This is a genomic window from Microcoleus sp. FACHB-831, from assembly GCF_014695585.1.
Classification (GTDB): Bacteria; Cyanobacteriota; Cyanobacteriia; order Cyanobacteriales; family FACHB-T130; genus FACHB-831.
In genome coordinates this window covers 145,303-160,451 of sequence record NZ_JACJON010000075.1, presented here as the reverse complement: position 1 = coordinate 160,451, position 15,149 = coordinate 145,303, and the positions used below count along the sequence as shown (strand labels likewise).

The window sequence follows — 15,149 nt, the reverse complement described above, 5'->3', positions numbered from 1 at the left end:
GATCGCGCAGTTATTCCCATAGGAGCTGTTCGCGCTGGCTTTTTGGGGGATAATTCTCTCAATTTAGCCGAGGTGTTTCCACGATATGACTCCAGACGATCTGCTACAACAAGGACTTGAGCAATATCAGTCGAGACAGTTGGAGGCGGCGTTGCAATCTTGGCAACAGGCTCTTAGTCTGTATCGAACAAGACAAAATTTGCAGGGTGAGGGAGCAGCTTTAGGAAATTTGGGAGCAGCATATCAACTTCTGGGAGATTTACCACAAGCGATCGCTTGCTTCTCGCAGCATTTGAGCATATCACAGCAAATTCCAGACACCAAAGGTCAAGCGAATGCGTTAGGGAACTTGGGAAATGCTTATTACGCGCTGGGTGATGATGCAAAAGCAATTGAATATTATCTACAACGTTTAGCTATTGTCAGGGAACTGCGCGATCGCCAAGCCGAAGGGCAAACGCTGGGTAATTTAGGCGCTGCTTACTATTATTTAGAGGAATATACCAAAGCAATTGAGGCTTGCACGCAGCAACAAGCGATCGCTCTCGAATTGCAGGACAATCGCCTAAGAATCGCGGCTGTTAAAAATCTGCGCCTAGCTTACACTTCACTAGGAAATTTGACACAAGCAAAAGATTACCAGCAGCAGCAGATATTAATAGCGCGAGAAATGTTATTAGCAGGGTCATCAGATGACTTTACAAACATAGCGCAGCTAGTGGGTTTAGATCCATTTGAGGATTTAGCTGGAGCTAATTTGAGTCAAGTTAATCTTACCCGCTGTGCATTGAGAGGCGCGGATTTGCACGGTGCGGATTTGAGCGGGACAAATCTCAGTTTTGCTGAATTGAAAAATGCCAACTTAGTTTATGCAAACCTAGACGGCGCTGACTTGACATTTGCCGATTTGAGCCGGGTTAATTTAAGTGGCGCAAACTTAGAAGAAGCCTGCTTGATTAATGCTAATCTGCGCGATGCAATATTGGTGGGAACTAATTTTAGTAGAGCGGATTTGCGGACTAAAATGCCTCGCGCCGATCTCAGCGGAGCTAATTTGAGCAGAGCGAATTTGACGAGTGCTTATCTACCGAAGGCGAATCTTAGTAAAGCAGATTTATCCGGTGCTGGTTTGAATGATGCAGATATGAGCGGTGTTAATCTCCATTGCGCCAATCTGAAAAATGCTGAACTTAAGCGTACAGATTTCAGCGGTGCAAATGTAGAAAATGCACTATTTGGAGCGGGGATAGGACTTTCGCAGTCGATGAAAGTTGAGTTGAAGCAGCGGGGGGGAATTTTTGAGGAGGGTTAGCGTGAATTCCGCGATAAAATGACAGCTAAACCTTTTTACCAATACTAATGATTTGTCTATGAATGTTGTTACTCGTAAGCGCTTTACCATAGCTGAATATAACCGTCTGGGAGAACTAGGATTCCTCGGTGAGGATGACCGAGTTGAATTAATTCGCGGAGAAATCATGCAAATGGCGGCAAAAAGTACGCTTCACTCTGTTTGCAATTCAGCAGTGTTTGGGGAGTTAGTCATGCTGGTGGGAGAGAACGCAGTCGTCCGAGGACAAGAACCGATTATTTTACCTCCTGACAGCGAACCTGAACCTGATGTCGTCATTGCACGAAATCGAGCAGATCGTTACCTATCTAGTCATCCCGATCCTGCTGATATTTTATTAATAATTGAGGTTTCTGATTCTACGCTGAAGTATGACTAAACTACGAAATTATCTCTTTATGCGGAATCAGGTGTTTCTGATTACTGGATATTTAACTTAGTAGCTAATCAGGTGGAAGCTTACAGCGAACCTTATCAAGATATGCAAGGAAATTTTGGCTATATATCAAAGCGCATTAGCTTGCAAAATGCAGCGATCGCAGTTCCCAACTTTCCCGAATTATCTCTGAATTTAGCTTCTGTTTTTCCATAATTTATTTAGCATATTGCTGTAGCGATCGCCGAACCCTACATAATGCAGCTTGCACATAAACTCTAACCAATGGTGGAAGCCGCTCTTTATCGATTGTGCGAACTTAAGCTTAAACACAAACACTATCCTAATATCCTATATGCAATCTAATACTGAGCAATCTAATCGCAGCGGAATTCTGATTGCTAGTGGCTTCTTGATTGGCACAGGTCTTTCAGGTTTCGTTGATGGTATATTGCTGCACGAAATCCTCCAATGGCATCATATGTTTACGGGTCTTCGTCCTGCTGTTAATTTGCCTAATATAGAGATAAATACTTTAGGCGATGGTATATTTCATGCTGCTAATTGGATAATAACTGTAATTGGAATCTCGTTACTGTGGCGTGCAGGTGGTAATAAAGCCGTTGCTTGGTCTTCCAAAATATTCGTTGGCTCTATACTCATCGGTGCTGGATTATTTGATGTGGTTGAAGGGATTATAGACCACCAAATTTTAGGTATTCATCACGTTAAAGCAGGCCCGAACGAGTTAGCTTGGGATATCGGATTTTTGATTTTTGGTGCAACCGTTGCTGTAATTGGTTGGCTGCTTTTGCAAAGTGGAAAAAAAGAAACTTCCGTGCAATTATAGAAGCTTTTTAGTAAAGGCAAGCGAGAAAGCGATCGCCCCTACCCCAGCGAGGCGATCTTACTTAAACTCTGATTGCTATTAAAATAGCATTCCCCTCAACGCTCCTGTCTAATTCAAACAAAAAACGTAAAGCCTGCTATGCGGGTGTTTTTCACGAGCATTTTTTAGAGCAACGCTTTCTTTACTACCAATGAAATAATCTCCACTCTCTGGTTCAACTATCACAATACAGTTGTAGTGAGTTTTTATTAATTCATCGCGTATTTGCTCAAAAATTTCTCGACCGCGCTGGTCGCCGACTTCATATTCAGCCTTTTCTTTAGCTTCTTGTTCGACAGATTTTAGCTGAAAAATAACAGGTCTCCCCTCTGGATATTTCTGACGCGCCTTTTGTTTGGCAACTGCTTTATCAGCATCAACAAAATAATCCCCGCTATATCCTTCAATGGCAACAAACCAGCCAGAGCGCTCCTCGATTAGTTGCGGACGTATTTTCTCAAAAATTTCCCGACAGCGCTTCATATATCCCCCACGAGGCTGGGATTTTAACCCAAATTTACCCGCCGTCCAACCTACATTTGAGGTGCGTTCTCCCTGGATTAATTGCTCAATATCATTAGCTTGTGTCGGCAAAGCTGCTGTCAAAATTTCGCTTCCTGTTTCCGTGACCAAGACATCATCTTCAATGCGAATACCGCGCACGTCGGCAAATTGAGCAAGGCGCTCCCAATTCACGACATCCTGAAATTTTAAACGGCGATCGCTGTTATTCAAAATTGCTGGTACTTGATAGAAACCAGGCTCAATAGTTACTAACATTCCTGGTTGCAAAACTCGATTTAAACGCAGATAGTTTAATCCAAAGCGATCGCTCCTCGCTCTCCCCTCTTCATACCCCGCTAAATCCCCCAAATCCTCCATATCATGCACGTCTAAGCCCAACAGATGGCCAACTCCGTGGGGGAAAAATAGCGCGTGAGCATCTATCTCTACCAAGTATTCTGGATCGCCGCGCAAAATGCCTAAATCCACCAATCCTTCGGCAATAACCTTGCAAGCCAGCAAATGAATATCTCGATACTCTACACCAGCGTGGATTTTGTCGATGCAAGCATCGTGCGCCGCCAGCACCACATTATAAATATCTCGCTGCGTAGGGGAAAAAGTGCCCGAAACAGGCCAAGTGCGCGTCACGTCAGATGCCCAACCCATATGGCTTTCAGCACCGACATCCGCTAGCAACAAATCTCCAGGCTGTAGCTGGTGGTGATACTGCTCGTTGTGTAAAACTTCCCCATGCACGCTAACAATACTTGGGTAGGCACAAGTCATATTGCGCGATATGATTACTGCCTCCATTGCGGCGCGGATGTCGGCTTCTGTCTTAGCGCCGGGGGTTGCAGCCATCCCAGCCTTATGCGCTGCAACAGTACAAGCAGCTGCCTGTCGCACCTCTGTTAGAGCATCAGCGTCGTGAGTAAGGCGCAGGGATATAATTGCCCGCACTAATTCCAAATCAATCCCCAGAGGTGAAGAAGCTAGGGACACCAGGCGGTTGAGGACTTCGCACTGTTGCAAGTAGGTAGAAGCATCTTGCACGGCAAGCGTCGCCGCACGCGCTGCGCGTGACGCCAGTTTTGCTAGGGGAAATGCGGCATCAGCGCCAATAAGTTGGGCGATTTCCGAGCGTTTTGGCATTTCTCCATGCCAAAGCGCACTAGCGGGCGAAGCGTCATCCATGAAGAGTTCTAGCGAACCTGCTTCTAGCCGAATCGCAGCATATTCCAGCGGTATCCCGGCAAAGTAGAGAAAGTGACTGCTAGCCCGAAAGGGAAAAGTATTTGCCGGATAATTGCGCGGAGTGCTGCGTCCAGACCAAAGAATAACAGGGAAATCAACAAGTGCGGCTAGTCTTGAGCGGCGATCGCGCAGGGTTTTTGCAAGGTTTGCAGGAACGCTCGGGAAGTACATAGCAGAAGCCTAATATCAGGGGATTAATCTATTTTGGCTGATGGAGGGGGGTAAAACCTTTTGCCCGCCAGTATCCCTAAGCTATCGTTTTCCTCAGACCTTGGTGATTGAAAATTAGTCTTTAGCTAACACACCATTGAGGAAAATATCAGCCAGCCCTTCTGCCATTTCTAGCATTTCTGTGGGTGATGATCCCTCCTCCATAATGGTATTTTGGCTAAACCCTGCAACAGTAAACATTCCTAAAAACACCTGAGCTACAACTCTAGGATTCGTGCGGCGATAAATGCCTTTGTCCATTGCTGTTTGAAAAAAAGCTTCAGCCACGTCAGTCATTTTGACGATAACTTCAGTTTGGATGCGATCGCGCAAATCGGGGTGAAACTGCGCCTCCATAAAACAAACGCGCAGCATATCTGCATTTTTGTGCAAATGCAACATCCGGCGTTGCATTACCTGAGCCACAGCCTTATAGCTGCCCATTTCGCTCAATTCAGTCAGCAAATCCGTCAAAATCTCCACCCATCCCTGAGTTGCCACTTCTATCAAGATCGCCTTTTTGTTGGGAAAGTGGCGAAATAATGTTCCTTCAGCAACACCAGCATCGGCAGCCAGATCCCGTGTCGTCGTGCCATCATAACCTTGGCGGGCAAACAGCCGCAATGCCGATCGTAAAATCCGGGTGCGCGTTTGTTCCTCTGACTGAGGAGGACGGTTAAAAAGTCGCATAGTAATTAGCAGATAGATGGATAACGCTCGTGGCGAATGATTTGCATAAAGATTGCCAAATTTATCCCCAAAACAAGGACATATGGCTCTCACTTACACCGTAGCGCTATTTTCCAACGACTGAGCCAGCAAAAAGCAAAAGCTTCATACATTGTTAATGTGAGACATAGCCGACTTAGTAAGCTGTCACGCCTTTAAGTTGCCTGTTGTGGTATAGCGCGAGAGTGGGAGATTAAACTCAAAACTCATTCCCTACTCCCCAACGCCATTTCAGATTAAGACAACTTTGCTAATACTCTTAAGCTGTTCGCCGGGAGTAGCGGGGATTTGAATGGTGAAAGTCGTCCATCCCCCGCTGCTTTCCACCTGAACTGTTCCTTCTAGTTGCTCGGCAAACCTCTTGACTAAAGCCAACCCCAAGCCAGTACCGCCTTGGTTCCAGCGGTCTGCTTTGGGAACCCGGTAGAACTTCTCAAAGATGCGCGGCAGAAGGTTTGCAGGAATTTCAGCTTGATTGCTAACAATAAATTTTATTACTGGTGCAGGAGCCACAGCTTCGTCGTAAGCGACCCTGAGAACGATCTGGTGGCCGCTAGCGGTGTATTTGCAGGCATTATTAAGCAATTCTGCGAGCATTCGTCCCAAACTTAGGGGGTCTGCCATTGGGGCGGGAATAGACTCTGGTAGGTCTACTAAGAGGGTTTGCTGATGTTCCTGAACGCGAGAGTAAAAAGGTGCAACCAGCACTGGCAACCAAGTTTGCAGGTTTACAGGTTCGAGGCGGATAGGGTATGCAGCGGCTTCTAGCCGCTGCAAATCCAGTAAGTCATTTATTAGCTCGGTTTCGCGGGCACACTCAGCTTCCAAAATTTCCATATAGCGCTGACGGCGATCGCCTGCTGGAGCAATTTTTAGCATTTGCATAGCCATTTTCATATTAGTCAAGGGCGTCCGCAACTCGTGGGATACGGTGCTGAGAAATTCGTCTTTGAGGATATTTAGTTGTTGCAGTTCCTGAACTTTTTGTTCTAGTTCTAGGGTGCGATCGCGTACTTGGCGTTCTAAGTCGGCGTTGAGTGAGGAAATCTGCTCGTACAACTGAGCTTGTCCAATAGCCATTGCCAGTTGGCTCGCGATCGCCCAAACAAATTCCACTTCTGAGTCTTCCCACTCATAAGAGCGACCAATTATCATCAGCCACAAACTTCCCCATAAACCCCCTTGAAAATGCAGCGGCACCATCAACCACGCACCCCCAAAAGTTTCAGCTAACCCTCTACTCGCCTCATCCTCTAAAATATTTGTATCGTTAATTCGCACTACTTTTAACTGCTTTAGCGTGCGACTAATTTCATTATCATCATCGACAACTTCTATATCCAACTTGCTGGGAACGCCACCCTGTTTTCGATGTTCTGAAACTGTTAGCCAAACTTGCTTTCTCAACAAATGTTGCTGAATTTTTACCCTATCTACCTGCAATAATTGGCTAATTTCTTTGGCAGCAGTAGCAAATATTGTATCTAGATCTAAATAGCTGCGGATCGTGCCCGTGAACCTGTTAAGAGCTTGCTCCCGTTGAGCCTGTTGTTGAGTTTGCCTGTAAAGAAGGCTCTGCTGAATCGCCATCCCTACCTGCGTTCCCAGTGACGCAAGCATATCAATTTCCCACTGCTGCCACTGACGCGGTTCGCTACACTGATGAGCAAGCAAAAGTCCCCACAATTGATTTTGAGTTTTCGATTCTCCTTGTTGTTCGGTTTTCAGAATCGGAACTACCAGATTTGCTCTTATCTGAAACTGAGCCAACAACTCGATGTGACACTCGCTCAAACCAGATTTATAGATATCTTCTACAACTTGCATAGCTCCGTTTTGGTAAGGCTCGATATAGTTGGCTGCAAACCAAGAATCTCGAACCTTCATCCCCACGACTGAAGACCAACCATCAGCGACAGATTCTACTACAATGACCCCGCTCCAATCGCGCTGAAACTGATAGATGACTACGCGATCTGCTTTGAGAAATTGCCGCACTTCCGCCACAGTTGTATTGAGAATTTCTTCAAAGTTTAGAGACTGACGAATGCGATGAGCGATCGCCGCCATTAACTTTTCCCGTTCTGTTTGCTGTCGCAGCGCCTCTATCGATGCTTTCCGTTCTGTGATGTCCCGCGAGTTTACCACCACGCCTTTTGTACTCGCCTCGTTTAAGAGATTATTAGCAGCCGCTTCTAGATAAATCCAGAAACCATCCGCATGGCGCACTCTAAACGCACCTAAAATAACAACTCCCGGCTGTTTAAGTGCGTCGCTGAATCTGCTTGAAGCTGTCGTTATATCAGATGAATGAATGTAATCTAAAGCATTTTTGCCAATAAGTTCTTTAGGTTTGTAACCCAAAATTCGCTCTGCCGAGGGGCTTACATAACTAATAGTCCCATCTGCTTCTAAAATTGCGATTAGATCGGAGGAATTTTGTACAAGCGAGCGAAAACGATCTTGAATTTTTAAAAATTCAAGATCGTTTTCTTTTTTATTATCAATACTCGCGAAAGTTTGACAAACTCCCCAAACTCCATTATCATCAAATACTGGACAATAGCTTATTTCAAACCAATACAAACTACCATCAACAGCTTCAATATAATTCTCTGCACTAATTAATTCACCTTGAATAGCTCTATTAAAATTAGCCTTAAAGTCAGCTAAACTTTCTAAAGCAATAAATTCATAAAACAGCTTTCCTTCTTCAAGCTCCTTGTTACTAATTCTTTTACTCCAGGCATTAGCAGTTTTATTATAAGCTTGAATCTTCTGCTCCCTGTCAATTAACAAAACACTTTGTAGGCTGCTGTTAAAAATTGCCTTCAATTTTGCTTCTGACTGTTTTAATGCCTCTTCTGCTTGCTTGCGACGGGTGGCATCGACAGAAATGCCAACAATTCCCGTTATGCCATTAGCATCTCGGATGAGGGAATATGTCGTTTCGGCAACAAACTGGCTGCCGTCTTTGCGCTGAACTACAAGTTCTTCTGAAGATATTTCCGACTGGAGCCTTAAAGCTAGAGTTGCTTCTGCCTTCTGGCGATGCTCGCTAGTAAATATCACTTCGCATATATTTTTACCAATAACTTCTTCAGCTTTCCATTGATAAAGCTTTTGGGCAAAACGATTCCAGTAGAAGATAATACCTTCTGTGTCGGTAGCAATTACAGCGTTAGAAACTTGCTCTAGGAGTGAAGCTTGCAAGCGACTTTGTTCGCTCACCCCTTTGTATTTTGTTTCTAGTCCTAAAAAAAATTGTTGCAACTGTTCAAAGGTTGCATCATCTCGACAACATTCACGCAGGATTTGGAGCTGTTCAGGTGTCATAGCGGCGCTGTTGAATGCCCCAATCAGGCCAGATGGGGTATGGTATCAATTTAAACTTTGCTCGATTGCCTGTCGATGTATGTAACAAATGTCCCCACCGGGCTAATTAATCTTGATAAACTAGCTGCCAATGGGAGGGTAATAACTATGGTATCTGTGAATGATTCTAACTATTGGGAACAACAATATCAGGAACTCACAACGCGCTGGGATTTGGGCTTTGCTGCGCCGCCCATCGTCGGCTTGCTAGAGTCATCGCTGGCACCCTTACCGGGTCGCGTTGCGGTTCTCGGTTGCGGTCGCGGTTATGAAGCCTTGCTGTTTGCAAGCTATGGATTTGAGGCAATCGGGTTTGATTTTTCCCCTTCTGCGATCGCGCAGGCAAAATCTCTGGCTAAAGAAACCGGTAGTACCGCTCGTTTCGTCGAAAGCAATATTTTTGATTTAATAAGTGATTTTTCTACTTATTTTGACTATGTGGTAGAGCATACTTGCTTTTGCGCTATTCTCCCCTCTCAACGACCATCTTACGTGCAATTAGTCCGCTCGTTGTTAAAACCCCAAGGAGAAATAATTGGCTTGTTTTTTACTCACAATCGACCGGGTGGCCCTCCTTTTGGCTCCACCCCTAGTGAGATTCGCCAATACTTTGAGGCAGATTTTGAAATTCTTTCTCTAGAACCAGTAACTAATTCCATCCCGCAACGTGCAGGTGAGGAGCATTTAGGTCGTTTTCGCCTCAAGTGAATTTGCCATCCCAGCCTGTTATAGCTTTCTGATTTGACTGCTTTGGACAATTCTCTCAACAGTTAGCTCTAGTTCGGCGGCTGATTCGATCGTTAAAGGCAAACAGTAAAAACCTGGCTACATTCTTATGCGCTTTGGTTAACTCTACTTGGACAAACCCATTTACAAGTTCGTAGATGCCACAGCCATCTGGGTACTGTGCCAGAAACTCCTCAAAAGTCAGTTTTTGGAGTTTTGTCGCGGTTATAGCGATCGCCCCCGTGCATCGGCTCATCTAGCCTAAAAATAGCTCACCCTACACCGCCTTTCGGTTAACCGTAAAGGTCGATTCCTGAGAATATATATTAAAATTTGTTAAGAAGAATGGGAAAATCCATGAATCATACGAGCCTAGATCAAATATCCACTCAGCTAGACAGCAGCAACTCGCGCGATCGCATGTTGGCGCTTGCCGGACTGCGGAACTTCCCAGCAGTAGATGCAGTACCGTTGATTAAAAAGGTTTTAGATGACGAAAACCTGCAAATACGGTCAATGGCAGTCTTTGCGCTGGGGATAAAACAGACCGATGAATGCTATGCGATTCTCGTGAAATTGCTCGAAAATGACCCAGATTACGGCATTCGTGCTGATGCTGCTGGTGCATTGGGTTATCTAGCTGATGGGAGAGCATTTGAACCCCTAGCGCGGGCATTTTACGAAGATACAGACTGGCTCGTGCGTTTCAGCGCCGCCGTTAGCTTGGGCAACTTGAAAGATATCCGCGCCTACGACGTCTTAGTTCAAGCTTTAGATTGCGAAGAAGTGGTGTTGCAACAGGCAGCGATCGCCGCTTTAGGAGAAATCAAAGCTATAGAATCTGTCGATAAAATTCTTCGCTTTGCTCAGTCAGAAGATTGGCTTGTACGTCAGCGTTTAGCAGAAGCTTTGGGTCATCTTCCCAGCGAAAAGAGCATCTCAGCTCTAAAATATCTGGAAAAAGACGCTCATACCCAAGTTTCTCAAGCTGCCACCATCTCGCTCCAGCGCTTGTCTGAAAGCAACAACCAATAAAGAATTTATCAATCGTGAAGGGACTGGGAGATTAGCGGCAATAGTAAATGGGGAATACCTGATGGTAGATGCCCAATCCTCAATCCAGAATAATGAATGCTAAATTCAGCATTCATAACTCAGCTAGCCATCAGCCATCGAACGACGGAAAAGCGCCCGTCTTCAGTTTGGATATACTCCAAACCCCGCATTTTAACGATGGGCTGGCCGCGATAGTATACACACAGCCAACCACCGATGACAAAATTGACCTCGACATCATCAGAAAAGATGCCCTGTAGGTGTAGCACATCAATTCCGGATTCGTCCTCAATTATGTCAAAGCCATCACGGGGACAGTAAACGTATAGGTCATTGCCAGCGCCCCCGTTGAGGCGATCGTTACCTTCGCCGCCAACCAAGATATCATTACCGTTGCCGCCGAATAAGCGATCGCGTCCCGCTCCACCTACTAAATAATCTTCCCCAGCTTCGCCGAACAGAGAGTCGTCGCCTTCTCCCCCTTCGATGGTGTCATTGCCTTGACCGCCGTGAATAAGGTCATTCCCACAGCGACCGATCAGCTTATCATCGCCTGCATAGCCGAGAATAACATCATCGCCTGGGGTGGCGTTTATACAATCATTGCCGGGAGTACCGTGAATTCTTGACATGATGCACTTTTACCTAGAAATAGCAAGACACTCAACAAAGGAATTAGTTCTTTTTTTATAGATCGCACGCGATCGCTAAGGCTCTCTCTTGCGAATGGTCATTTAAGATATTGAAAGCAATCTAAACACCCCAGCCACAGGATAATTTGATTGATGGATATTCAAGAGTTTTTTCAGCAGAGCGCTGGCAACTGGTCTTCACAACGCACCAGTCACCATCTGGCTTTTAGACAAGCCGAAAGCGGTAAGTCAGAAATCAAGATTGAGATGCTCCCTAAAGACGATCCAGAAGTAATCAAGCTGTGCGAGCAATACGAAATCGACCCAGCCTTAGCTTGGGGGGCAGCTCGCGTCACTTGGGACGGCACAATGGAATGGGATAAAGAAAAACACGCTGGTTCCACCATTCTCGTCCCCATCCCAGATGCTGATAAACCCAACGAAGGCAAGTTACTGCGGGACGTTGGCTATGCCGAAAAAGCCTCTGTTGCGGGTCGGTACATAATGGGCAGCGATGATGCAATGACCCTGATTACCGACTACGAAACCATGTACTCGGAAGAGCGCATTTGGTTTGCCAGCCCAAACCTGCGGCTACGCACCAGCATTTTAAAGCGATTTGGCGGCTTTAGCATGGCGTCTTTCTGCTCAGAGATTCGCATGGGCGGCACTCAGACACCCGCAAAGGCAACCGATGCCGCTGCCAGTGTTTGAAGATAACACGGTTAAAAGTTATAGCGGTTCTCAATTCGGCTCGATTAATATTGCAGGGGTGCAAAGCTTTGCGCCCCTAGATTAAATTTTATGAATGCGAGTGAGAACCGCTATATAAATTAGGCGCTATCAGTTGAAGAGTTTTTTAACTCCCAACTCAAAACTCAGACGCGATGCATCGCGTCGAGACAAAACTTCTAACTTTTCCCAGTCCCTTTTTCTTTTTGGTGCTGGGCAACAGACTTAAGCTTCTGGTAAAAGTCAGAAGCATCTGGCGGGGGGGTAAACTGGTCAATCGGGCGCTTGCTGGCATCCCAGCGCGACCAATCCGCTTGGTAAGAAACAATTTGTGCGGGACTTTGCCGCACTAGCGCCCCGGTGGCTTTGCCGATATCAGTTGGCTGCTCTGGGAGGTGTTCTTTAGGCTTGAAATGGTTCTGAGCGGTTTCAGCCGACACCGCCCCCACTTGGGGGTAATTTTGAGTTCTGAGTTTTGCCCCTTCCCGGCCTTCTAGGGCATAGGTGGGAGTTGGCCATTCTTGAGGGGTGACTTTTTCTTGCGGTTTCACCTCTGGAATATCGTGAGTTTTAATTTCTGACTCTGAGGGGGGTCGAACGCTGGCAGGGACGGGCGAGATGGAGCGTGCTTCTGTTTCGGCCTTGGGAAGTGTGGCATCATCCATCCAAACTTCTAGTAGATTTTGAGGAAACTTACGACAAATTAGACGTTCAAATTCGTGGTTAAAGTGATACAAAGCTCTGCCGCGTCGAGACCAGACGGCTAAGATTTGCTCAACAGAAATCGATTTGTAACGTCCCTGATATAGCGCCTCAATAACAGCCAGACGAACCCAACTGGCTGAATAGTTTTTCAGCCACTGGCCAATTAATTCCTCAGCTTTGTACCCTGCCAGTTCAAAAGAGTAGTGAACTAGCAATACCTCTGCGTAGGCGGCTGCTGAGTCTTGGGACTGTTGCTCTATCATCCAACATTAATGCGATCGCGCATTCGCAACGCTTCGCTCAATAACAACATAAGGCGATTTAATGGCAGGCAATCGCCCTGCCGTGACTAACGCCTGATAAACCATAGCAGCTGCCTCGCCTCTTGTGACTTCGCGGGTGGGATTTATTTGCTCCATACCCGAATAGTTGATATTTATTCCTTTTTGTGTTGCACTAGCGACACTGGAGCGGACAGAGGCGGGAATCGCCAAATAATCATCGTAGCGGGTTAAAATTTTTTCGTCTCCGGCGGGTAGTCCCAAACCATTGGCTAGGGACACTATCAACTGAAGTCTTAGCAGATTTTGGGTTGGACGGAATTTTCCGTCGGGATATCCAGACATAAAGCCGCCCATTGTTGCTTGCTGAATCGCTTTATATGCCCAAAAATCAGGCGGGACATCGCTGAATTCTATGGCTGGACGTTTGGGAGGCGGGTTAAAGGCTTTTACCAACAAAGCGGCATAAGCTGCGCGATTTAACTGCTCGTCTGGTTTAAAACTACCATCGGCAAATCCTCCGATTAAGTCTTGGGTTGCTAATCCGCGCACAAAAGGTTCTGACCAGTGTTGCTGAATATCCGTAAAACTGGGGGCTGATGGGTCGGGATTGACAATGTAGGGCGAATTAATTGCCGATGCTTGTCCCGTTGCGACTAATGCTTGGTAGATTAGTGCTGCAACGGAGGCGCGGGTAATATCGCGCATCGGTTCGAGTTGGTCAACTTGGGGATAGTTCACAATCAGACGTTTTTGCGTGGCGGTTGCGGCGGCATTTGTGGCATAGCTGGGAATTTGGGCGCGATCGCGATATATACTCACCAAATTAGTATTTCCTCCACTCCATCCCAAACCGCTCACCAAGGATACAATCGCCTGGATGCGAGTAAGATTTTGCCCCGGTCGAAACGTGCCATCGGGAAACCCAGAAATAAACCCCATTTGTGCTGAAGAGCGAATTGCTGGCGCCGCCCAAAAATTGGTTGGCACATCCTTGAAAACCCCAGTCCGTCCCGCCTGTGGGGGCAATTTAAAAGTTTTGGCAATAATTGCCGCATACTCAGCTCTAGTAATATTAGCTTCTGGCTTAAAGCTGCCATCGGGGAAGCCACTAATTAGACCTCTTGTAACCAATCCCTGAATAAACACCTCCGCCCAATAACCAGCAACATCGCTAAATTGTGCAGGGCCGAGAGGACGTTGGGGAACAATAGCTGCAACAAATTCCATCTGGCCTTGCACTCGTGCCGGATTAAGCTGATTTCCAGAGGAAACTAGCTTAAAGTTTGTAGCATTTTGTAAATCGACTGAACCATTATCGCGCAGGATGTTCCCCGCGGGGTCTTGGTTGCTGCCCAAAGCTGGTCTGGCGTTATCCTTGACAATTAAACCAGCTTGTGAGTTTTTTTCTATAAGATTGCGGCGCAAAACAGGACGCGCATCGTTAGAGAGAACGATTCCAGCGGTATTGGCAAAAATTTTGTTATCAGCAATTAAGGGAGCAGAGCGATCGCTTATCGCCATGCCATTGCCGGATCTCTCTACAACATTTCGGCGCACTTCGCCTTTGGCGTTGCGTCCCAAGTACAAACCGCGCGTGTCATTTTGAACAAACAGATTATCAAGAATAATTGGTTTTGCCGTTCCCGTCGCAAAAACGCCGCCTAGACCGCAACCCGTGAAAGTATTGTTAGCTAGCGTAGGGTTTCCCGCTTCAATCCAGACTCCCGTTCCCTGTGGGGCAGAATTCGTTACTGTGACCCCGCGCAATTGGGAATTGGCATCTAACCGCAGAGCGATATTTTGGTTGCCAAGAGTGGGACTGGCGTATGCTCCACCACCTGCGATCGCAATCCCCTTGCCTTTAGTGCTTTCATTGCCCACCACCACAACGCCAGCAGGAATAACCAGGGGAAACACCTCACCGCTGGCGGTGCTGTAAGTGCCAGCAGCCAGTTGAATTCTAGTTCCAGAGGTAATTAGTTGCAGCGCCCTAGCAATCGTCTTCAATGGGGCAGATTGAGTGCCTGTGCCACTATCCTTGCCAGTTGTTGCGTTGACATATAAGGTTGATGGAGCCATATTTGCTTCTGGGCTAATTGTCTTAGGTAATGAGTAATTGGGAATTGGGTATTGGAGATCATCAGTTTGATTCTTTTTTCTACCCCACGCCCATGTCCCATTACCCATTAGGCATGAACCACGAACAGGCTTAAGGAACAGGATAACGGCTATTAGTTTAATATTCTGATATTGTCTGTCAAGCTGCAAAGCTGATTAATAGCCCTATCTAGTCGCTAATTTTTAGTTCCTCTCTTCCCCTAGC

At 46.3% G+C, this 15,149-nt stretch carries 11 protein-coding genes and 2 pseudogenes; 6 read left to right on the top strand and 7 right to left on the bottom strand.

Going from position 1 to position 15,149, the window contains the following annotated elements; all coding sequences use genetic code 11:
- Positions 1–85: 85 nt before the first annotated feature.
- The 3 genes and pseudogenes from H6F77_RS24150 to H6F77_RS24140 all read left to right on the top strand — a co-directional run bounded on the left by H6F77_RS24150 (position 86) and on the right by H6F77_RS24140 (position 2,577).
- Entirely contained in the window at positions 86–1,312 is a 1,227-nt protein-coding gene (locus H6F77_RS24150) for a pentapeptide repeat-containing protein (protein WP_190491453.1), read from the top strand.
- Between the two features lie 58 nt (positions 1,313–1,370).
- A pseudogene (locus H6F77_RS24145) lies at positions 1,371–1,943 on the top strand (Uma2 family endonuclease).
- Positions 1,944–2,082: 139 nt separating this feature from the next.
- On the top strand, positions 2,083–2,577 hold the full coding sequence (locus H6F77_RS24140; protein WP_190491452.1) for a DUF2243 domain-containing protein: 495 nt from the start codon (positions 2,083–2,085) through the stop codon (positions 2,575–2,577).
- Positions 2,578–3,174: 597 nt separating this feature from the next.
- Here the strand turns inward: H6F77_RS24140 and H6F77_RS24135 are convergent.
- The 3 genes and pseudogenes from H6F77_RS24135 to H6F77_RS24125 form a co-directional block, all read right to left on the bottom strand.
- Positions 3,175–4,548: pseudogene (locus H6F77_RS24135) on the bottom strand (aminopeptidase P family protein); the annotation flags it as partial.
- A gap of 114 nt (positions 4,549–4,662) precedes the next feature.
- Positions 4,663–5,277 carry a TetR/AcrR family transcriptional regulator gene (locus tag H6F77_RS24130; RefSeq protein ID WP_190491450.1) on the bottom strand — a complete coding sequence of 205 codons (615 nt, stop codon included), beginning with the start codon at positions 5,275–5,277 and terminating at the stop codon, positions 4,663–4,665.
- A gap of 270 nt (positions 5,278–5,547) precedes the next feature.
- Positions 5,548–8,652: a PAS domain S-box protein gene (locus tag H6F77_RS24125; protein ID WP_190491449.1), complete on the bottom strand. Its 3,105-nt coding sequence runs from the start codon at positions 8,650–8,652 to the stop codon at positions 5,548–5,550.
- Positions 8,653–8,799: 147 nt separating this feature from the next.
- Between H6F77_RS24125 and H6F77_RS24120 the strand changes: the two genes are divergently transcribed.
- Positions 8,800–9,399, top strand: coding sequence for a methyltransferase domain-containing protein (locus H6F77_RS24120; RefSeq protein WP_190491448.1), 600 nt, complete (start codon positions 8,800–8,802; stop codon positions 9,397–9,399).
- A 55-nt stretch (positions 9,400–9,454) separates the two neighbouring features.
- Here the strand turns inward: H6F77_RS24120 and H6F77_RS24115 are convergent, their stop codons facing one another.
- Positions 9,455–9,673: a hypothetical protein gene (locus H6F77_RS24115; protein WP_190491447.1), complete on the bottom strand. Its 219-nt coding sequence runs from the start codon at positions 9,671–9,673 to the stop codon at positions 9,455–9,457.
- A gap of 101 nt (positions 9,674–9,774) precedes the next feature.
- Here H6F77_RS24115 and H6F77_RS24110 point away from each other — a divergent pair, with 101 nt between their 5' ends.
- Positions 9,775–10,452, top strand: coding sequence for a HEAT repeat domain-containing protein (locus tag H6F77_RS24110; protein ID WP_190491446.1), 678 nt, complete (start codon positions 9,775–9,777; stop codon positions 10,450–10,452).
- A 119-nt stretch (positions 10,453–10,571) separates the two neighbouring features.
- Here H6F77_RS24110 and H6F77_RS28665 read toward each other — a convergent pair whose 3' ends face one another.
- The gene (locus H6F77_RS28665) at positions 10,572–11,105 is read right to left on the bottom strand and encodes a calcium-binding protein (RefSeq protein WP_190491445.1); all 534 of its coding nucleotides are present in this window, start codon (positions 11,103–11,105) and stop codon (positions 10,572–10,574) included.
- A 153-nt stretch (positions 11,106–11,258) separates the two neighbouring features.
- On the opposite strand from H6F77_RS28665, the gene H6F77_RS24100 reads away from it, so the two are divergent.
- Positions 11,259–11,819, top strand: coding sequence for a phycobiliprotein lyase (locus H6F77_RS24100; protein ID WP_190491518.1), 561 nt, complete (start codon positions 11,259–11,261; stop codon positions 11,817–11,819).
- A gap of 197 nt (positions 11,820–12,016) precedes the next feature.
- Here H6F77_RS24100 and H6F77_RS24095 read toward each other — a convergent pair whose 3' ends face one another.
- The gene (locus H6F77_RS24095; RefSeq protein ID WP_190491444.1) at positions 12,017–12,805 is read right to left on the bottom strand and encodes a hypothetical protein; all 789 of its coding nucleotides are present in this window, start codon (positions 12,803–12,805) and stop codon (positions 12,017–12,019) included.
- 6 nt (positions 12,806–12,811) lie between these two features.
- Positions 12,812–14,905 (bottom strand): S-layer homology domain-containing protein, encoded by a 2,094-nt coding sequence (locus H6F77_RS24090; RefSeq protein ID WP_190491443.1) that lies wholly within the window; start codon positions 14,903–14,905, stop codon positions 12,812–12,814.
- Between the last annotated feature and the right edge of the window lie 244 nt (positions 14,906–15,149).